17 protein-coding genes are annotated in these 20,799 nt (G+C 63.8%); all 17 read left to right on the top strand.

Annotated elements, in window-relative coordinates; genetic code table 11:
- The first annotated feature begins 32 nt into the window (after positions 1–32).
- The 17 genes from HJO_RS03065 (at position 33) to HJO_RS02985 (ending at position 20,686) form a co-directional block, all read left to right on the top strand.
- Complete coding sequence (locus tag HJO_RS03065) at positions 33–2,654, top strand: TonB-dependent receptor domain-containing protein (protein WP_035613385.1); 2,622 nt, start codon at positions 33–35, stop codon at positions 2,652–2,654.
- Positions 2,655–2,778: 124 nt separating this feature from the next.
- Positions 2,779–3,654, top strand: coding sequence for a type II secretion system protein N (locus HJO_RS03060; protein ID WP_162173760.1), 876 nt, complete (start codon positions 2,779–2,781; stop codon positions 3,652–3,654).
- Position 3,655: 1 nt separating this feature from the next.
- The gene (gspD, locus tag HJO_RS03055) at positions 3,656–5,599 is read left to right on the top strand and encodes a type II secretion system secretin GspD (RefSeq protein WP_035613382.1); all 1,944 of its coding nucleotides are present in this window, start codon (positions 3,656–3,658) and stop codon (positions 5,597–5,599) included.
- A 4-nt stretch (positions 5,600–5,603) separates the two neighbouring features.
- Complete coding sequence (locus HJO_RS03050) at positions 5,604–7,106, top strand: GspE/PulE family protein (RefSeq protein WP_035613380.1); 1,503 nt, start codon at positions 5,604–5,606, stop codon at positions 7,104–7,106.
- Positions 7,093–8,304, top strand: a complete 1,212-nt coding sequence (gene gspF, locus HJO_RS03045; protein ID WP_035613379.1) for a type II secretion system inner membrane protein GspF — start codon at positions 7,093–7,095, stop codon at positions 8,302–8,304. The genes HJO_RS03050 and gspF overlap by 14 nt, the downstream gene beginning before the upstream one ends.
- Before the next feature lie 25 nt (positions 8,305–8,329).
- Positions 8,330–8,779: a type II secretion system major pseudopilin GspG gene (gene gspG, locus HJO_RS03040; protein ID WP_035613376.1), complete on the top strand. Its 450-nt coding sequence runs from the start codon at positions 8,330–8,332 to the stop codon at positions 8,777–8,779.
- Complete coding sequence (locus HJO_RS03035; RefSeq protein WP_084141385.1) at positions 8,667–9,281, top strand: prepilin-type N-terminal cleavage/methylation domain-containing protein; 615 nt, start codon at positions 8,667–8,669, stop codon at positions 9,279–9,281. The genes gspG and HJO_RS03035 overlap by 113 nt, the downstream gene beginning before the upstream one ends.
- Entirely contained in the window at positions 9,274–9,645 is a 372-nt protein-coding gene (gspI, locus tag HJO_RS03030) for a type II secretion system minor pseudopilin GspI (protein ID WP_035613373.1), read from the top strand. The genes HJO_RS03035 and gspI overlap by 8 nt, the downstream gene beginning before the upstream one ends.
- Complete coding sequence (gspJ, locus tag HJO_RS03025) at positions 9,642–10,247, top strand: type II secretion system minor pseudopilin GspJ (protein ID WP_035613370.1); 606 nt, start codon at positions 9,642–9,644, stop codon at positions 10,245–10,247. The genes gspI and gspJ overlap by 4 nt, the downstream gene beginning before the upstream one ends.
- The gene (gene gspK, locus HJO_RS03020) at positions 10,244–11,209 is read left to right on the top strand and encodes a type II secretion system minor pseudopilin GspK (protein ID WP_051618080.1); all 966 of its coding nucleotides are present in this window, start codon (positions 10,244–10,246) and stop codon (positions 11,207–11,209) included. Before gspJ ends, gspK begins: the two co-directional genes overlap by 4 nt.
- On the top strand, positions 11,209–12,363 hold the full coding sequence (gene gspL / locus HJO_RS03015; protein ID WP_035613367.1) for a type II secretion system protein GspL: 1,155 nt from the start codon (positions 11,209–11,211) through the stop codon (positions 12,361–12,363). Before gspK ends, gspL begins: the two co-directional genes overlap by 1 nt.
- Positions 12,360–12,839 carry a type II secretion system protein GspM gene (gene gspM / locus HJO_RS03010; protein WP_035613365.1) on the top strand — a complete coding sequence of 160 codons (480 nt, stop codon included), beginning with the start codon at positions 12,360–12,362 and terminating at the stop codon, positions 12,837–12,839. Before gspL ends, gspM begins: the two co-directional genes overlap by 4 nt.
- Complete coding sequence (gene gspN / locus HJO_RS03005) at positions 12,836–13,588, top strand: type II secretion system protein N (RefSeq protein ID WP_035613362.1); 753 nt, start codon at positions 12,836–12,838, stop codon at positions 13,586–13,588. Before gspM ends, gspN begins: the two co-directional genes overlap by 4 nt.
- Positions 13,589–13,590: 2 nt before the next feature.
- Positions 13,591–14,073 (top strand): hypothetical protein, encoded by a 483-nt coding sequence (locus HJO_RS03000; protein ID WP_035613359.1) that lies wholly within the window; start codon positions 13,591–13,593, stop codon positions 14,071–14,073.
- A 238-nt stretch (positions 14,074–14,311) separates the two neighbouring features.
- Positions 14,312–15,559 carry an efflux RND transporter periplasmic adaptor subunit gene (locus tag HJO_RS02995; protein ID WP_051618078.1) on the top strand — a complete coding sequence of 416 codons (1,248 nt, stop codon included), beginning with the start codon at positions 14,312–14,314 and terminating at the stop codon, positions 15,557–15,559.
- Between the two features lie 10 nt (positions 15,560–15,569).
- The gene (locus HJO_RS02990) at positions 15,570–18,725 is read left to right on the top strand and encodes an efflux RND transporter permease subunit (RefSeq protein ID WP_051618075.1); all 3,156 of its coding nucleotides are present in this window, start codon (positions 15,570–15,572) and stop codon (positions 18,723–18,725) included.
- Between the two features lie 80 nt (positions 18,726–18,805).
- Positions 18,806–20,686, top strand: coding sequence for an ABC-F family ATP-binding cassette domain-containing protein (locus HJO_RS02985; RefSeq protein WP_035613356.1), 1,881 nt, complete (start codon positions 18,806–18,808; stop codon positions 20,684–20,686).
- Positions 20,687–20,799: the final 113 nt, after the last annotated feature.

Here is a 20,799-nt window from a genome sequence, read left to right as displayed (position 1 = left end):
AACGTCCTGGCGCGCTTTTCGGGGAAAACACAATGCTACGCAGATCACACATACGATCCCTGCTTCTCACCAGCGCCTGCCTTGCCTGGCTTGCTCCGGCATTCGCGCAGACCGCAGATCCGGTCGAGGCGCCATCACCCGCGCCCCAGCAGGAAGACACTGAGGCGCGCCAGAAAACAGTTGTGGTCCGGGGGCAATTCATTCCGGACGAGAAGCGCTCGACGTCCGAGGTCTCAAGCCTGATTGATGAAAGCGACTTCCAGCTGCAGGGCGACAGCAACGCCGCGGGCGCCCTCGCAAGGGTGGCGGGCATCGCCACGGCAGACGACCAGTTCATCTATGTCCGTGGCCTGAACGAACGCTATTCCAGCGCACTCCTGAACGGATCGCCGCTACCGAGCCCAGCGCCGCTCCGCCGGGTGGCACCCCTCGACCTGTTCCCGACATCTGCGCTCAAATCGGTGCTCGTCCAGAAAACCTATTCACCGAACCTTCCCGGCGAATTCGGTGGCGGACTCGTCGACCTGCGCACCAAGGCCATCCCGGATCATCGCTTTCTTACCATCGGCGGCGGCTTCAGCTTCGATTCGGAAACCACGCTGCAGCATGGCCTGCTCTATGACGGCTCGGACACCGACTATCTCGGGATTGACGACGGCGCGCGCGACCGGCCGTCCCTGGCAGACGGACTGACCCGCGACTTCGGCCAGCAACTGACAGACAATTCTTCACTCCTCGTGCTTCAGAAAGGCGAGATCGGCCCGAATGTCGAAACCAGCCTGACGGCGGGCGACCGTTACGACGTCTCCAGCGACCTCTCGGTCGGTATTCTCGGGGCGTTCGGCTATTCCAACAAATGGCAAACCAGAGTTGGCGAGCGCGCGCTTGCGTTCGATCAGGCCGGCGAACTCGCAGAACAGTACCGGGTCGACCGGAAAAGCACGGAAAACACGGTCGGCATGAACGGGCTCGCCGTCCTCGGCTTTGACCTTTTCGACAATCACCAGATCACCTTCACAGGCCTGATTACGCGATCGACCGACAAGGAAGGCCGCACCGTTCAAGGCATCAACAATGAAGGCGTAGACCTCCGGACCGACGCGCTCGAATGGTTCGAACGCCAGTTATGGACGACGCAGGTTCTGGGCGAACATGTCTTCCCGGACCTTCTCGGCCTCGAAATCGAATGGCGCGGCTCCTATTCCGAAGCTCTCCGCAATGCGCCATACCAGTTGAGCAATCAGTACGCAGTGCTTCCGGACGGCTCGTTCCGCCTCAACACGTCGCCCGCCGCCAACCGCATCCAGTTCAGCCGGGTTGACGACGACACGACAGATTTCGGCATTGACTTCACGCTGCCGCTGGCCCGGGGCGGGGCGGCATGCAGGTATTTCTGCGAGATCGAGTTGAAGGCCGGCTACGCCTATGTCGAAAACGACCGGGTGGCGGAATCGATCATCTACAATATCGAGGGCACTGGCGCGACAGACGGCCTGAACCGCCTCGACTACATCTACAATTACATCTTCGCCAATGGCCTCGGGAACGTCTCCCAGGTGGTTGGCCCGCAATTTCCGCCCTACTATCGCGCAACGCTCGAAACCGACGCGGGATATGTCGGCGCTGACATCCAGCTGACCCCCTACATTCGCGCTGCGATTGGCGCACGCTACGAGAAGTCCATCCAGGCCGTGGACGTCCTGACCGACCTCAAGGACCTCACCGGCAACGTGGTGGAAGGCGTCAACGAATCCGAGGACCTGCTCCCGGCGTTCACCCTGACCTGGAACCCGGTCGAGGATATACAGGTTCGCGGTGGCTATTCCGAAACCATTACCCGGCCGCAGTTCCGCGAACTGGCTCCGCCGGAATTCGTGGACACCGAGACTGACCTGAACTTCGTCGGCAACCCCTACCTGAAGAACGCAGCGATCAAGAACTATGACATCCGGGCCGAGTACTATTTCGCCCGGGACCAGTTCGCGACGTTTGGCGTGTTCTACAAGGAACTGGAAAACCCGATCGAGGAATTCCTGGTCAGCCTGGAGCCGGTCCGCACGTCGTTCATCAACGTACCGTCCGCCAAGCTCTACGGTTTCGAGATCGAATATGAACAGAAACTGCCAATGCAGCGGTGGACAGGCTGGTCGTTCTTCGACAGCCGCGATCTGCAGATCAAGACAAACTACACGTGGTCTGACTCTGAGATTGATGCGAACGGCGACGTTGCGATCAATGCCGGGTCTCCCCTGTTCCCGGTGCGTGGCCTGACCCCCGCAGCCGGCCGCATCGAAGATGGCCGGCGCCTTCAGGGCCAGTCGGAGCACCTGTTCAACCTCCAGATCGGCCTGCTTAACGAAGAGGCCGGGTCGGAACTCAATCTGTTGGTGAACTATGTCTCCGACCGTATCCGGACAGGCGAATTCGTTGCACGCGGCGTCCCCGCCTTCACCGAACAGCCGCCCACACGCATTGATCTAGTCTGGAACAAGTCTTTCGGTGGCGACGGTACAGACTACGAATTCTCGCTCAATATTGAGAACATCCTGGGTGAAGGATACCAAGCCTATCAAGAACTTAATGGTGACCGCGTCGATATTGACACCTATGATGAGGGTACTGTCTTTTCTTTTGGTCTGAAGAGGAAATTCTAACGCTCGTGTCACGATCTGCGAATTCGAGATCCCGGCAATGGTCCGCTGCAGTTTCGAAACTGCGGCGGACTTATGCTGTGGAGCGGCCGTTAACCATGATGGCTGAAGCGGCATGAGGCAGACGATGCAATTTCCCTCTCTCCTTCTCGCCTGGATGCCCCGGCTTCGCCTGGTTCTGGAACTCGTTCTGATAGCCTGCCTGGGCCTGTTTCTGGCCCGTATCGCGTGGATCCTGGTCGACCCGGGTGGTGCGGTCAGCCGGCCCCTGCCGCTTCCTGGCGCGCCCCTCTCGTCCGGCCCCGCCTCTCCTTCGGCTAGCGCAGACCTGATGGCGCTGACCCGCGGCAGCAAGTTCGGCGCGAGCAGTGAAACTGCCGCCATCATTCCGGATGCGCCCGCAACCAGCCTGAACCTCAAGCTCAAGGGCGTGCGCTCGGTTTCCACCAATGCCGGCGACAACGCGGCTGCCGACGCGCCCATCGCCATCATCCAGACACCGGACAACCAGGCCCGCACCTACCATCCCGGCGACACGATCATTGACGGCGTGTCGCTCGACCGGGTGCTGGCTGACCGGGTCCTGATCCGCAAGAACGGCTCGCTCGAAACCCTCATGATGGAGAGCGGCATTGGCGCCCTCGCCGTGCTGTCACTTCCGGGTCAGGACGGCTTGATCGAAGGCACACCGCGTGCCGCCGCACCCGCACCCGAAAACCAGCCAATCGACCGGCAACTGCTTGCTTCGCTCGACATCAACCCGGTTATCAAAGAAGGAAACCTGGTCGGATACCGCCTGACAGCGCCGGGATCACCCGCGGCCCTCGACGGGTCGGGGCTGCAGTCGGGTGACCTGATCACGGAATTTGACGGCAATTCGGTACAGGACTTGCCTATCGAAAGCATTACGGACCGGTTGTCGAATGCAGCCGAGATCACATTGACGGTAACGCGGAACGGCACACCACAGGCCGTGACTCTTCGCTTTGCCGAGGGAGATTAGAATGAACTTCCGGTTCGGCCTTTCGGCCATCCTGCTCGCCTCGACGGCACTGCCGGCATTCGGGCTTGCAGGGGAGACGTCGTCCCAGGCGGCGCGCCACGTTCTCAATTTTGACGATGTGGAGCTGAGTTCGCTGATCGCCGACGTGTCGATTGTCACCGGATACACGTTCATCGTGCACCCGGATGTCCGCACCAAGCGCGTCACGGTCACCTCGTCGACACCCCTGACAAAGGACGGTGTCTTTGAAGTCTTCCTGTCCACCCTGCGCGTGAACGGGTTCACCGCTGTCCCCGCCGGCAAGGACACTTACAGGATCATCCCCGAGCAATCGGCCGTCAGCGAGGCCGGCACACGATCGTCCGGTGCCAACAGCTTCACGACCGAGATCATCCACCTCAGCAACTTCAACGCGCTCGAGGCAGCGCAGATGGTCAAGCCGCTCGTCGATGCGCAGGGCCAGGTGATAGCCAATCCCCGCTCGAACACGCTCGTCATTGTCGACTATGCCTCAAACCTTCCGCGCATCCGCGAACTGGTCGCCGGGATCGATGAAGACCGCACCCGGATCGAAACGATCCCGCTTAAGAATATTCCGTCAGGAGAGCTTCAATCCATCCTGGCATCGCTTCACCAGAAAACGTCAGAAGATGCCTATTCCTCCAACTTCCAGGCCATCGCCGCACAGACTGGCAACTCGATCATATTGAAGGGCGATGACAAGACGGTCGAGCGTGCCATGAAGGTCGTGGCGCAACTGGATGCAACCGACCGGGTCGAAGACACGCTGCGCGTCATATCGCTCAAGAACGCTGATGCCGCGGAGATTGTCCCGATCCTCGAAAAGGTGGCCAATGCGATGGCCTTCCGCCACAGCGAGACCGGCGGCGAATTCGCGCCCAGCACCATCGCCCACCACGGACCAACAAATTCCCTCGTGATCAACGCCCCGAGCGAAACGCTGCTGACGCTCGAACGGGTCATCCAGGATCTCGACAAGCGCCGCGCCCAGGTTCTGGTCGAAGCGATCATCGTGGAAATGTCAGACGACACGGCACGCGAACTCGGCCTGCAATTCCTGCTCAGCGGCACAGGCAATTCCACAGTGCCTTTCGCATCGACGAATTTTTCACGCTCCGCGCCGAACCTGCTCGCGCTTGCCGGCGCAGTGGCGGGCGATACGCCATTCGGCAGCGGTGAGAACAACCCGTTCGCTGCCGCCGCCGTAACGTCCCTGCTCGGCCTTACCGGTCTCAGCGTCGGTGTCGGCGGCCAGGACGGCGATACATTGTTCGGCGCAATCCTGACGGCCGTCGAGAACGACACCAACTCGCGCGTCCTGTCCAAGCCGTTCAACATGACGCTCGACAACGGCACATCATCCCTGCTCGTGGGCCAGGAGGTCCCGATCGTTACCGGCGAAGTCCTCGGCGACGCCAACACCAACCCGTTCCGCACGGTTGATCGCAAGGAAATCGGCGTCCGGCTGGACGTTACACCGCGCATCTCGTCCGATGACGCGGTGCGTCTCGAGATCAACCAGGAAGTCTCCAGCATTTCCGGCGCGATCAATGTCGCGACCTCCGACCTCATTTTCAACAAGCGCCAGATCACGACGGACGTGCTTGCCGACAGCGGTGAGATCATTGTCATCGGCGGCCTGATCCAGCAATCCGACACGGTGGCGAACGAAAAGGTCCCGATCCTGGGAGACGTGCCGATCGCCGGCCGCCTGTTCCGCACCGAAGGCAAGTCCACGAAACGCACCAATCTCATGGTCTTCATCCGCCCGACCGTGATCCGCGACCGCGAAAGCGCCCGCGACGTCACGGCCCGCAGCTACCGCTTCGTACGTGCGGAAGAGCTTTGGAACGGCAAGGACGATAAGGTAAACTCGCTTGATGCCTTCGTCAGCGAGGTTCTGGGGGCGCCCCCTCCGAAATAGATCGATGAGTACACATACCGCTTCCTCACGTCAGTTCACTTATGCCTTCGCCAAGGACAAGGGCCTGATCGTATTGTCCGGCCGCGACGCGCCGACAATCGGCGTGCGCGCCGGCGCAGACCCCCTCGCCCTGGTAGAAGCCCGCCGCGCACTCGGCCAGTCGCATGCAATCGAGGCGATGGACACGGCAACCTTTGACCGCGAACTTACGCTTGCGTTCAGCCAGGGCCCGCTCGGCGCCACCGAAATTGAGGCCGCCGTCGCCAGCCGGGGCGGCCTCGAGGGCCTGATCGACGACATCCCCGAGGCTGCAGACCTGCTCGGCGGCAGCGATGACGCACCCGTTATCCGCCTGATCAACGGCTTGATTTACGAAGCGATGAAGCGCCGGGCCTCGGACATCCACATTGATCCGTTCGAAGACAAACTGTCCATCCGCTACAGGATCGACGGCGACCTGGTCGAAGTCCTCACCCCGCCGCGCAAGCTCGCTGCGCCGCTCGTGTCCCGGATCAAGGTCATGGCGCGCCTCGACATCGCCGAAAAGCGCCTGCCCCAGGATGGCCGCATCTCGCTGCAGGCCGGTGGGCGCTCCATCGACGTGCGCGTCGCCATCCTGCCGACCCGTTTCGGAGAGCGTGTCGCCCTGCGCCTGCTCGACACCCAGAATGCGCTGCTCACGCTTGAACAGCTCGGCATGGATTCCGACACCTACAAGCGTTTCGACGAAGTGCTGAACCAGCCGAATGGCGTGATCCTCGTGACCGGCCCTGTCGGCTCGGGCAAGACGACAACGCTCTATTCCTCGATCTCTCGTCTGAACACAGGCAGCGTCAACATCATGACGCTCGAAGACCCGGTGGAATACGGCCTGCCGGGCATCAGCCAGACGCAGATGGATTCCAAGGTCGGCCTCACCTTTGCCCGCGCCCTGCGCAACATCCTGCGCCAGGACTTCAACATCGTCATGGTCGGCGAGATCCGCGACCTTGAAACGGCCGAAGCCGCATTCGAATTCGCCTCGACCGGCCGCCTCGCCTTCTCCACCCTGCACACCAACAGCGCCGCCGGCGCCATCACGCGCCTGCGCGACATGGGCGTCGAAACCTACCTCATGGCCTCGACACTGCGCGCGGTCATGGCCCAGCGCCTCGTCCGCAAGCTCTGCGATGTCTGCAAGGTGCCTGCAGAAGCCGGCCCGGCGGAATACGAGGCGCTGGACCTGCCGCCCGCCGACGCGTTCACCCATTATACGCCGAAAGGCTGCATGGCCTGCGGCAATACGGGCTTTCATGGCCGTATCGCGATCTATGAATTGCTGGTCATCGACAATGCGGTGCGCACGCTCCTGCATGCAGACGCAACGGAAGACGCGATCGAGAAGACCGCCTTTGCCGACCATCACCGCCTGATCGAGAATGCCCGGCGCTATGTTTTCTCCGGTGAGACCAGCGTCACCGAAGTCCTGCGTGTCTGCCGCAAGGAGGCCCGTGATGGCGGCGTTTGAGTACGTGGCCGTCGACACTGGCGGCAAGCGGATGAAGGGCGTGATCTCCGCAGACAGCCCCCGCGCGGCTCGCAGGGAACTGCGCCTGCGCGAGTTGATGCCCGTCGAAGTGTCACCGCTCAGCGCCAAGTCTTCGCGCGGCGTCGCCGGGGCCGGTGGGCGAATTTCCGAAAAAGACCGCGCCCTACTCGCGCGCCAGCTCGCCGTCCTGCTCCAGTCCGGCCTGACGGTCGAACAGGCGCTGACTGCTGCTGCCAGCGATGGCACCAAGCCGGAAACCGTCGCTATCCTGCACCGCGTGCGCACAGAGGTCACAGAAGGCTCGCGTTTCGCTGATGCCCTGTCCACGGCGCCACGCGCCTTCCCGCCCCTGTTCAAGTCGGTCGTCGCGGCCGGCGAGATGTCGGGCCGCCAGGGCGAAGTCATGGAACGCCTCGCGGTCTATCTCGAAAACACCTGGCGGCTCCGCCAGAAAGTTCAGTCGGCGCTCATCTACCCGGCCCTGCTTGCGGCCCTTGCCATCGGCATGGTCGTCGCGCTGATGATCCTCGTGGTGCCTCGCCTCGTCGAACAGTTCGACATGTTCAATGCAGACCTGCCCTGGCTGACCCAGCAGGTGATCGCCTTTTCCAACCTGCTCCGGAACTGGGGCTGGCTTATCGCCATCGGCCTTTTCGCGGGCGTCATCGCCCTGACCCAGGTCGTTCGCACGCCGGCCGTGCGCGACAAGCTCGACCGCTTCATCCTGAGGGTCCCGATCATCGGCAACCTGACGCGCACCGTGTCCGCCGCCCGGTTTGCGCGGATCTTCGCCACGCTGTCATCCTCCGGCGCCACAGTCCTTGAATCACTGCAAGCGGCCCGCGGCGCCATGTCCAACGTGGTGTTCAGGAACGCCGCAGACGAGATCGGCGCGCGCGTCCGTGAAGGCGGGTCCTTTGCCGCCGCCCTCAAGGCCACCGGCGCGTTCCCCCCCATGATGGTTCACATGGTCGCCAGCGGCGAAGCCGGCCGCGACGTGCCGGGCATGATGACCCGCGCCGCCGAATTCCTGGAAGAGGAATTCGAGACAGCAACGTCCACGGCGCTCAGCCTGATGGAGCCCATCATAATCGTCTTCCTCGGGGGCCTTGTCGGCACGATCGTGCTGTCGATCATGCTCCCGATCATCCAGCTCAACTCACTGGCGCTGCAATAGCGCCAGCCCCGAAAGGAGGCCCTCCATGTCTGACCCGTCCATCGAGCCACCCACCACCTGCCCCCCGCGCGACGCCGGCTTCTCGCTCGTCGAGCTGCTCGTCACGGTGTCGATCATGGCGCTGCTGGCAACCGCCGTCGTCATCTCGGTCGGGCCGGTGCTCGGCAAGTCGCGCATCGACCGGGCAAGGGCCGACATCTCGGCCCTCGAAAGCGGGCTCGAGCAGTACAGCTTCGACATGTTCAACTATCCCGGTGCCGACGCCGGTCTCGCCGCCCTCAAGACTCCCCCCTCAGGTGAGACCAACGGCCAGTACCGGCCCGGCGGCTACATCAAGCGCATCCAGCAGGACCCGTGGGGCAATGACTATCACTACGTCGTCCCCGGCCCGCGCTCGGGCGGCGCCTATGACGTCTTCTCGGCCGGCCCCGACGGCCAGGTCGGCAATGAAGACGACATCGGGAACTGGAACTGAACCACCCATGGCATCCGGTCGCGGCCCCTTGCAGGATACCCAATCAGGCATGAGCCTGATCGAAGTGCTGGTCGCCGTGTTCATCATGGCGCTCGCCGCCGGCATGATCGTGCTGACCATCCGACCGAAGGATGACGCCCTCAGCGCCGCTGCGCTGCGCCTGCAGCATGATGTCGAAGCCGCGCTCGACACCGCCCTCGTTACCGGCAATGCGCAGGGCCTGCAGATCGGACCAACCGGCTACCGGCAATTTGTCTGGAAAGGCGAAACCTGGATTCCCGCGCTGGTGCCGCCCGTGGCGTTCAAGCGGAATGTCGCCGTCGACCAGTCGCGCGACCGCTCGACAGCGCGGACGAAAGCCACATCCATCCTGCCAGACATCGTGCTCGACGCCACCGGCGTCGCCGCCAGCGAACCGATCATCCTGATGCGCGGACGCGACCGCATCGAACTCGTCATCGCCCCCGACGGCACTGTGACGTGGGAGGCGCCGAATGCCTGACCACACACAGAATTCCGGGTTCACGCTCGTCGAAGTCCTCGCCGCCCTCGGCGTCTTCTCGATTTCAGCGATCGGGCTAATCCACCTCTCGACCCAAACCAGCATCGGTGCCAGGCAGGTCGACATGCGGGCATTGGCCGAAATCGAAGCCAGCAACCTGATGGCCGACGCGCTGACGGCGCCGCCACCACTCGCGACCGGCCTGATGGCCGGATCGGCCGACCAGCGCGGCCGCAGCTTTGACTGGCGGCGCATCGCCTCGCCGACGCAGGAACCCGGTCTCATCCTTGTCGACATCACCGTGTCATCCGCCGAAAGCGGCCAGGTACTCGCCCACCTCCAGGGCCTGAGGACCGAGCCATGAGCGCGCGCGAGTCCGGCTTCACCCTCATCGAGACTCTGGTCGCGCTTGGCGTCACGGCCACGCTGGCCACCAGTGGCACCGTGATGATGCTGCAGACGCTGCAGGCCAGCCGCGCGGTCGATACGCGCATGGACGAGGTCCGCACGCTGGAAGCCGCCAATGGCCTGTTCCGCGCCGACCTGGGCGAAGTCACCCGCCGGGCGTCGGCCCCGCCGGACGACCTGTCACCCCCCGTCGGCTTTCTCGGCAAGACCGGCGAAGACGCAGGCGACATCATCAGTTTCGTCCGCACCGGCTGGCGCGACAGCCGCAAGGACAGTGATCGCAGCGACCTGCAACGCGTCGCCTACCGTTTCGAGGATGGCAACCTGATCCGCACCGCCTGGCTGCGACCCAATCCCGCCCCCGCCACGCCGGTTGTCGAACGCGTCCTGCTGAGCGGCATCGACAGCCTGACCGTGCACTACCGCAGCGCCGGGCGCTGGTATGACGAATGGCCCGCCACCCCGGAAGGTGACCATCCCGACCTCGTCGAATTCGAAATCCGGTTCGCCGAGCAGGACGTGCTGCGCCTCGCTTACATGGTGGGGGCAATCCAGTGACCGGTACCCGCGCCCCCCGGGACAGCGGCGCCGCGCTGCTGACGATCCTGCTGATCGTTGCAGTCATGTCCGTGGCGGCGCTGGCGGCGCTCGACTCGCTGGGCCGGTCGCTCAACCTGTCACGCATATCTTCCGAGCGCTCCCAGGCACTCTGGGCCGCCCGGTCGACCGAAGCGGTCGGCGCAACGGCTATCCGGCGCCTCGAGGACCTCGGCCTCGAAGCCATGTCAAACCCGGAAACCTTCCGTGAACCCATCACCCTGCCTTTCGATCGCGGCGTCATTCAGGCCAGCATTCAAGACGCATCAAACTGCTTCAACCTGAACAGCATCACCGGCGAGCCGGACAATGTCGCCGACATGCAATTCCAGGAGTTGCTCGTCGCCCTCGGCTTCTTCCGGAACAATGCCCGTGAACTGTCCGATGCGCTCGCAGACTGGATCGACGATGACACGGTTCCGCGCACCTTCGGTGCCGAGGATGGCTATTACACCACGCTCGACACGCCCTACCGGCCGGCCAACAGCCAGCTGGTCAACATCACCGAATTGCGGGCAGTACGGGGCTTCACGCCGGAGGTCATTGCCCAGATCGCACCGCTGGTCTGCGTTCGCGCCGCCACTTACCAGCCCTGGCTCAATATCGACACCATGACCGAGGACCAGGCGCCCCTGCTGGTCGCCCTCTATTCCGACGAACTCTCGACGGAAGATGCCCGGACGGTGATCCGCGCCCGCCCCGTTTCCGGCTGGCAGAGCCGGCAGGCCTTTGTCGACAACAGCGTGATCAAGGCGATTGCCGAACCGGCCCGCCGCGACTCCCTGCTGATGACCCGGCCGAGCCATGTTCGATTGACAGCCCTCATCGTCTCTGGCTCAAGCCGCGAGACACTCGATCTCGTCTATGAAGTCGGCAAGGGCAGCGCACCGCGCCTCGTCCAGCGCTCGACCGGAGCATTCTGATGGCCCGCCGCCTCTATGCCCTGCTGCCAGAGCCCGGAGAGGCCCTCGAATTCGCAATTGCGGACGAGAAGGGCGTGCGGATGATGCCGACGCCACCATCGGGCCTCGATTCCAAGGACGCCGTCACCGTATTCGTACCGTCCACCGAGGTCGGCTGCTTCGAGGTCCGCCTGCCATCGCAGAGCGCGGCCGAACTTCGCCGCTCGGCCGTCTTCGCCATCGAGGACGACCTCGCCGTACCGGTCGAAGCGGCGCATGTCGCCATCGGCGCTCCAACGGCCACCGGTCTGCGGCCCGTCCACGTCGTCGATCCCGACGTGATGCGCGCATGGGTATCGCAGCTGGGGACGCTTGGCCTGAAAGACGCCCGCCTTGTCGCCGACGCTTCTGTCCTGCCGGCCGGTCCGGTCGCGGTCGATGCCAGCGCGCACATCCTCCTGTCCCTTGGCACACGGAAGATCGCCATCGATTCCAGCCTGCCGGACGATGCCCTGAAAGCACTCGCCGCCACCGCGCCGGACGGGCTGACTGCGTCGACGGCCGCCCTCGCCCAGCGGCTTGGCTGCCCGGTCGCGGACCGTGATCCGTTGCCGCTTGTGGCACAGCTCGCCGCCTGGGCCGAACAGGGCGGCGCCCTGACGGACCTGCGGCAAGGTGAATTCGCCACGCGCCGCCAGCGCGACATCCGGCTCGGTGCCTGGCGTCCTGCACTCGCCCTCGCCGCCGGCGTCGCTGTCGCCTTCCTCGTGCTGACCGGTATCGAAGCATTTTCCCTGAACCGCCTTGCAAACGTCCTCGATCGTCAGGCCCGCGCAATCTATACGGCGTCGTTTCCCGGCACGCCTGTTCCGGCAAACCTTTCCGCCGCCGTCCGAACACAGGAGACGGCGCCCCTTGCCGCCCGCCTGTCCTTCCTGGACGCGGCAGCACTGTTGTACGAAGCCGTACCGGTCGACAGCGGCATCTCCATCCAGGCCCTGCGGTATGACCGCCAGACCGGCCGCCTGGTTGCGAACCTGGTCTATCCCGCCTACGGCGCGGATATAGATCTCAAGCGCGACCTTGAATCCCGCGGGCTCGGCGTGACCCTCGGCGACTCCCGGCAACAGGACGGCCAGGTTCTCGGTGACCTGACGCTGCAGGTGGCGCAATGATCGCCTGGTGGGAAAAGCTCAGCGAACGCGAAAGGCTGCTCGTGGCTGCGGCTGCCGGCCTGCTGGGAATCATCCTGATGCTGCAACTCGTCCTGATGCCGCTGCTGGCGAGCCGGAGTGCGGCCCGCCTCAAGGCCGACCAGGCCGCGCGGACGCTTGACCTGATGACCTCGCGCGGGTTCGCAAACACCGAAGCAGGCGCCGGCCCCATCGGCCAGCCACTCGACACCGACGCCCGCCGGCGCGCCGTGCTCGACTCTGCCGCACGCCGGGGCCTCGCCATCGCACGGGTGCAGGTCGGCGAGGATGGCACTGTCACCGTCCAGGTCGACGACAGCAGCCCCGACATCATCTTCGCCTGGCTGCTGGACGTGAAGCGGAACGCCGGCCTCGAAGCCAGCAAGGTCGCCATGAACGAAACTGGCGCAGGCCAGGTTCGCAGCAGCTTCGAATTCGGGAGCACATCCGGCAGATGAAACGCACGCTCCTCATCCTCGTCTTCACCGGCGCGCTGATCGTAGGCTGCGTGTCCAGCGTGCCGCTGTCATTCGTCATGCGCCAGACCGGCATCACCAGCCAGGGTGTCAGCTGGCAGCAGGCACGCGGCACGATCTGGCACGGACAGGTCACCGGCCTCGGCTTTCGCGGCCGCGCGGCCGGCGCGCTGGACATCCGCTCGTCGCCCGCCTCACTCCTGACCGGGCGCATTGTATCCGACGTCCGCTGGACATCGCCCGCGGGCCGTGCCCGTGGCCAACTTGCTCTCGGCATGTCCTCCAGTGGTGCGTCCGACCTCTCCGCCGAACTCGACATCAGCCGCCTCGACGGCCTGCACCCTGAATTGCGCCGCACCGGGGGCACACTGAAAGTCTCCCGCGCAGCCGCCCGCTTCGATTCCAATGGTCGCTGCATCAACGCCGGTGGCAGTGCGCAGCTTGATCTCGTCCGCCGGCTCGGAGTCCAGTACGGGCGCGACTGGCCCCTGCTTGATGGCACGCTCACTTGCACTGAGGGTGAGCTGCAACTGCCGATGTCCGGCAAGGGCACGGCGGGCGAACAGTTTGACGTGACACTCCGCTCCCTGTCAGACGGACGCACCGGCATGGACGTGCATGTTAGCGGCCTCGACCCGCAGGCGAACCTCGTCCTCGGCCAGATCGGCTTCATCAATACCGGAAACGGGTACACATTGCGGCAGGAAGTTGCCCTTGTAGGAGAGAAATAGGAATGCGACAGGCCCTTGTCCCCGCCGTGATGGCTCTGCTCATCGCGTCCGCTCTCGTCTCGGCCTGTTCCAGCCAGGACAAGCCGGCGCCCACACCTCCGGCCAGTGCCCTCAGCGACAGCGGAGAATTGTCGCCCCAGCAACTCGGCCCCGGCGAGTGCGGCCTGTTCCTCTGGACACATGCCCAACCCAACCGGTTCATCTTCTTTTCCCGCGCCGGCACGGACACGGCCATCATGCGCCTCAAGGGCGCGGAGAAACCGCTGACCCTTGTCCAGAGGCGTGGCGGCCTGTTCGGCCAGTTCATGACCGACATGCGCTTCAATTCAGACGCCGGAACCATAACGATCAGTTTCGTGCCCGGTGCCGAGCTCGACGGTGGCCAGCGCATCGATTCCGGCCGCATCTCGATCGTCGGCAAGGAAGGCTGGGAAACCCTGATCCCGGTCTATGGCCTCAGCGCCTGCGAGCCCGGATCGCGCTGATACCGCCGCAGCCGCGCACCTGAACCTGCACGCATCTCAACCCTGCTCGCCGGGCCATTGAATCTATTGGATTACGCGCGCCGGCCCGTTCGAGAAAGTCGATTATCGACTAATTTTTTCTGTTTATCGACCATTACATATTGTTTTTCAATAATTCCGATGTTATCCCTGCTCAGGAGGATGCCGGCGCGATCGTCCGTGTCGGCCCGTTTGCAGAAACATCTAGGGGTGTTGAAACATGTCTTACACCGAAGCGCCCGCAAGGCCCGGATCCAGGATCGGCCTGCTCATCAAGCGGCTGATATTCCTTGCCCTTCCCCTATTGGTGCTTGTCGGATCCGTCGGCGGATTTGTCGCCATGGGGGCGCTGCGCCCGGCCCCTGAAGAGAAAACCGACATCATCGAGGCCCTGCCGGTGCTGACCGCCACGGCACGCACCGAACCCATCTCCCTCAAGGTGCGGGGCCAGGGCGCCGTCAACGCCCGCACCGAAGTCTCGCTGGCTTCCGAAATTTCTGGTCGTGTCGTCTATGTCTCACCCGAATTCCTTGCCGGCGGCCAGTTCCGCAAGGGCGACACGCTCGTGCGCCTCGACCCCAAGGAATACGAACTCGGCATCGTGCAGGCCGAAGCCGCTGTCGCACAGGCACATACGCGCCTGGTGCAGGAACAGTCGGAAGGCCAGGTCGCGTCACAGGGGGCCGAACAGCTTGGCGTTGAAGTGTCGGACCTCACGCTGCGCCGTCCCCAGCTTGCCCAGGCCAATGCGGAACTGGCCTCCGCCGAGGCCCGTCTGGACGAAACCCGCCTGATGCTGTCACGCACGCGCATCACGGCACCCTTCACAGGCCGGGTCCGTGAAAGGAACGTCAATATCGGCGCCTATGTCGCCCCCGGCACGCGCCTTGGCGAAATCTATGCCAGCGACGTCGTCGAGGTACCGATTGCGCTGACGGATTCAGACCTCGCCAATCTCGGCCTCGGCATCGGCTTTGTCGAAACACCGGCCCGCCGCGGTCCGACTGCCGAACTGTCAGCCGTCGTCGGCGGCGTGCCGCATACATGGACCGGGCGCATCACCCGCACGGACAGCGGGTTCGATCCCGACACGCGCGTCCTGTTCGCCTACATCGAAGTGCAGGATCCTTATGGCCGGAACGCCGACAATGGCACGCCGCTCGCCACCGGCCTGTTTGTCACCGCCGAGATCGACGGCCGCGTGCTCGACGACAGCATCGTCCTCCCGCGCACGGCACTGCGCGGCAAGGACTCCGTCTATGTTGCACGCACCGATGACACGCTTGAGGTCCGCCCCGTCGAGGTGGCCTTCTCCGAACGCGAGCGCGTGGTCATCACGGGCGGCCTGTCGGCAGGCGAACGCGTCATCACATCGCCCGTCCGCGCTGCAGCCGACGGCATGAAGATCAAGCCGGTCGACCGCCTCAACACGGCGCAGACAACCGAACTCGTTTCCACATCCGAATAGGGGCAGGCCGATGTCATCAATCATCCGCTGGTGGGCAGACAACAAGGTCGCCGCAAACCTTCTCATGATCGCCCTGATCATTGCCGGGATCGTTGCCTACCTCCGCATGGAACGCGAGCTCGAACCCTATGTCGAATTCCCGGGCGCGCAGATTTCCGTTGTCTGGCGGGGTGCCTCGCCGCAAGACATCGAGGAACAGATCACCGTCCGGATGGAAGAAGCCGTCAGTTCGGTCGAGGGCATCAAGGAATTGCGCTCCTATTCGAATGAGGGCGTCGCCACGCTCGTCGTCATCGGCAACCAGGACCTCGACGAAGGCAAGTTTCTCGAAGAACTGAAGCGCCAGATCGACTCCATCAGCACGTTTCCCGCCGCCGCCGAACCGCCCCAGCTCCAGGTCTTCCGCAGTCGCAGCGAGTTGATGCGCATCGCCGTATCCGGCGATGAAACGGTCAGCGAGCAGACCCTGAAACACTTTGCCGAAGCCACCCGGCGAGAGATTGGCCTGCTCGGCCATGTCCCCGCCGTCGAGCTGTTCGGTGTTCGCAACGAAGAGATTTCCATCGAGGTGTCGGAGGAAGAACTCCGCCGCTACGGCGTCAGCCTCGCGGAAGTCGCGCAGGCTGTTGGTGGCACCTCCGTCAACATCTCCGCCGGTAATGTCCGCAGTGATGGCGGCAACGTCCAGCTGCGCACCCGGTCACAGGCCGACACCCAGGCCGACTTCGAGAATATCGTCGTCAAGCAGATGCCGAATGGCGCCGTGGTGCGCGTCTCCGACATGGCCAAGGTGATTGACGGCTTCGAACAGGTGAACCTGCTCGCCACCGTGAATGGCCAGCGCACGATCCTGGTCCAGGTCATGAGCGGCCCGCAGATGAACATCGTGAAGATGGCGAAGAACGTGCACGAATATTTCGACGCGGCGTCCAGGCGCGTGCCACCCGGCATCACGATGACCATCTGGCAGGATTCCTCCCTCGATTACATGAGCCGCATCCGGCTGATCGGCAGCAACTTCCTGATGGGCCTGACCCTGGTGCTGATCACCCTGCTCCTCTTCCTGCGTCCCGCCATCGCCATCTGGGTCGCTGTCGGCATCGGCACCGCCTTCGCTGGCGGGCTCGCCCTGCTGCCCCTGCTGGACGTCTCGTTCAACATGATCTCCACCTTTGCCTTCCTGCTCGTGATCGGGGTCATCGTCGACGACGCCATCATCGTCGGCGAAGCAATTCATTCCCGCACCGAGGAAGGTGAGGAGGGCCTCACCGCGGCCATCAACGGCACCACCATGGTCATCAAGCCGGTAATCTTCGCCGTCCTGACCACGATGATCTTCTTCGCGCCCTGGATGATGCTGTCGGGCGGCACCAGCGAGTTCACCCGGTCGATCTCGCTGGTCGTGATCCTGGCCCTGACATTCTCTCTGGTCGAATCCCTCCTGATCCTCCCGGCGCACCTGTCTCATCTCAAGCCCGTGAACCCCGAAAGCCGCATTGCGCGTTTTCAGGGCGCCATTGCCGACTCCATCCTGTGGGTTGCCCGCAAGGTCTACCGGCCGGTGATGATCGGTGCCCTGCGTCACCGCTACCTCACCGCCGCAATCTTTGTCGGCGGCATGGTGCTGTCCGTCGGCCTGCTGACGAACGGGCTGGTCAAGACAATCTTCTTTCCGGAGACGGAATCCGACCAGGTCGCCGTCACGGTCGAGCTGCCGGAAGGCACGCCCTATTCCCGTTCGCTCGAAGTGCTCGCCCAGATCCAGGCTGGCGAAAAGGCACTCGAAGACGAGATCAACCTGTCGACCAATGGCGAAGGCGAGCTGATCGAAAACTGGTATACCCGCTCGCGGGACAACAATATCCTTGCCCTCGTCAAGCTGGTGCCGCCGGAAACCCGCACGCTGACGGCCAAGGAAACGGCCGAACGCCTGCGCGCCCTGATCGGCGAAGTGCCCGACGCCGAAACGATCACGGTCAACTACAAGAACGCCGACACCGATCCGCCCATCCAGTACATGCTGAATTCCACCGACCTGGACGCGCTCAACGCCGCTGCCGAAGACTTGATGGTCAAGCTGCGCTCCTATGACGGCGTCTACAATGTCGTCAACGACGTGCAGAGCGCCACCGACGAGATCCAGTTCGATCTCAAGCCCGGCGCAGAAGCCCTTGGCATCACCACGGCAGACGTCGCTCGCCAGGTCCGCCAGGGGTTCTATGGCGAGGAAGTCCAGCGCCTGCCACGCGACGGCGAGGATGTCCGCGTCTTCGTCCGCTACCCGTTGTCTGATCGCCAGTCCCTCGACTTCCTCAACAATATCCGCATCCGCACCGCGGACGGACGGGAACTGCCGCTCTACGCCGTCGCCGACATCCGCTTCGAGAAAGGCATTTCTCAGATCAATCGCCGCGAGCGCCGGCGCGCGATCGTCGTCAGCGCCGAAGTCGCCGCCGAACGCATCCAGGAGATCCGGTCGGACCTCGCCGAGAATTTCTTCACTGAATTCGACCGGAACCACCCGCTTGTCCGGCGCGGCAATATTGGCCGGGCACAGGGCGAGGCGGAATTCTTCGCCGAGATCATGACGCTGTTGCTGATTGCCATCGGGGTCGCCTATTTCCTCGTCGCGGTCGCGTTCAAGTCCTATGCGGAGCCGATCCTGATCCTGCTGGCGGCCATTCCCTTCTGTTTCACAGGCGCGATGGTCGGACACCTCGTGATGGGGTTCCCGCTCAGTATCCTGTCCTACATGGGCATCATGGCGGCGGCCGGTGTCGCGGTGAACGACAATCTCGTCCTCATCGACTATGTCCACCAGCTCCGCGACCGCGGCATGGACGGCGCGCAGGCGCTGATCGAGGCCGGTACGCGCCGGTTCCGGCCCATCCTGCTGACATCCCTCACCACCTTTGTCGGCCTCCTGCCACTGATGATGGAGCGCTCCATGCAGGCCCAGTTCCTTATCCCCATCGGGGTCGGCCTTGCCTTCGGTGTCCTGTTCGCCCTGTTCGTCACCCTGTTCTTCGTTCCGGCCCTGTACGGCATCGGCGCGGATATCAAACGGTTCTTCGGCTACCTGGTCTCCGGCCACAAACGGCCTGCGTTCGACGCCCTGCTCGACCCGAAAAGGCTTGAGGAAATCGCCCCCGTTCCGGCCGAATAGGCCCCGCATTCCGGCACACGCCTGAAGGCAGCACAGCTTCGGCTCTTGCCTTCAGGCCTTTGGCCGCTAAACCCCACGAAATGCTCACCATATCCAACCTCGACTACCGCGTGGAAGCGCGCCTTTTGTTTGAAGGCGCGTCAGCGCAGATCGCGTCCGGCTGGAAGGTCGGCCTGGTCGGCCGCAACGGCACAGGCAAATCAACCCTCCTGAAGCTGATCCGCGAGGAGATCGAGCACCCGACCGGCGACAGCGCCATCCGGCTCAACCAGGGCGCACGCCTGGGCTGGGTTGCCCAGGAAGTCGCCCCGACGGATGAGACCATCCTCGACGTCGTCCTGGCTGCCGATGCTGAGCGCCATGCCCTGATGCAGGAAGCCGACACCGCCGAAGACCCGATGCGCATCGCCGACATCCACACCCGCCTTGTCGATATTGACGCGTGGTCGGCTGAATCGCGGGCCGCTGAAGTCCTCATGGGCCTCGGCTTCACCCAGAAGGACCTTGGCCGTCCGACCCGTGAATTTTCCGGCGGCTGGCGGATGCGCGCCGCCATTGCCGGTGTCCTGTTCTCGCAGCCGGACCTGCTCCTGCTCGACGAGCCGACCAACTATCTCGACCTCGAAGGGGCGGCCTGGCTTGAAGGCTACCTGAAGAAATATCCGCACACCGTGCTGATCGTCTCGCACGACCGGGAAATGCTGAACCGCTGCGTCACCCACACAATGGCGCTCGAACACCGCAAGCTGACCATCGTGCCCGGCGGCTACGATGCCTGGCTCCGCCTGCGCTCGGCAAAATATGCCCAGCTCGAAAGCCAGCGCGCCAAGCAGGAAGTCGACAAGGCCCACCTCCAGGCCTTCGTGGACCGGTTCCGCGCCAAGGCGTCCAAGGCCCGCCAGGCCCAGTCGCGCGTCAAGATGCTGGAAAAAATGCAGGACATCTCGATCCCGATGGCCGAGCGTACCGTGCCGTTCCATTTTCCCGAGCCGGGCGACAAGATGGCCCCGCCCCTGCTCGAACTGCGTGGCGCCGAACTCGGCTATGGAGAAGATGCCAGCATCCTGCGCAACGTCACCCTCCGCCTCGATCCGGACGACCGGATCGCGATTGTCGGCACCAACGGCCAGGGCAAGACCACGCTGGTCAAGTCCATCGCCGAACGCCTGCCGCTGATGGCGGGTGACCGGGTCACGCACAGCAAGGTCCGCATCGGTTATTTCTCGCAGGACCAGCTCGACGAGCTGACCCCCGGCGAGACCGTACTCGACCATGTCCGCCATGCCATGCCGAAGGACGCGCCGGTCTCCAAACAGCGCTCGACCGCCTCCCAGATGGGCTTCAGCCATGAAAAGGTGGAGACCAAGGTTGAAAAGCTCTCCGGCGGCGAAAAGGTCCGCCTGCTCCTCGGCCTGATGGCCATGGACAAGCCGCACATCCTGATCCTCGACGAACCGACCTCCCACCTCGACATCGACAGCCGCGAAGCGCTGATCTACGCCCTCAACGACTTCAAGGGCGCTGTCCTGCTCATCACCCACGACATCTTCCTCGCCGAAGGCACCGCCGACCAGCTCTGGCTGGTCCGCGATGGTCGCGCAGAGACCTATGATGGCGACCTCCAGGACTATCGTGCGCTGGTGCTCCAGGCCGACCGGAACAAGTCGGATTCCCCTGCGCCACAGCAGAAGGCGGCAAGAGCCGACCAGCGCCAGCAGTCCGCCGAAAGCCGCAAGGCCGCCTCCGGCCTCAAACGCAAGGCAGACGATGCCGAAAAACGGCTGGAAAAAATCAATGCCCGCATCGCCGCCATCGACGTGGACCTCGCACAGGCCGGCCAGTCATCCGAAAAGGTCCAGGAGCTGCTCCGCCGCCGCGCCGACTTCGTCGCCGAAGCCGCACGCACCGAAACAGTATGGATCGAGGCGCTGGAATCCTACGAAGCTGCCACAACCGCGTGACACAGGCACAGCCGCGCCAGCTGCGATTGCACCCCCCCCCGGATCGAACGGTGCGCGAATTTTGTGCTAAACGCCGGGGTAGGTAAAATTTAAAAGATCGGGCAAACACGTTT

Origin of the sequence: Hyphomonas johnsonii MHS-2 (assembly GCF_000685275.1) — a bacterium.
In the GTDB taxonomy this organism is placed as follows: Bacteria; Pseudomonadota; Alphaproteobacteria; order Caulobacterales; family Hyphomonadaceae; genus Hyphomonas; species Hyphomonas johnsonii.
Note: the sequence above shows the minus strand (reverse complement) of the source record. Positions and strands in the feature narration are given on the sequence as shown.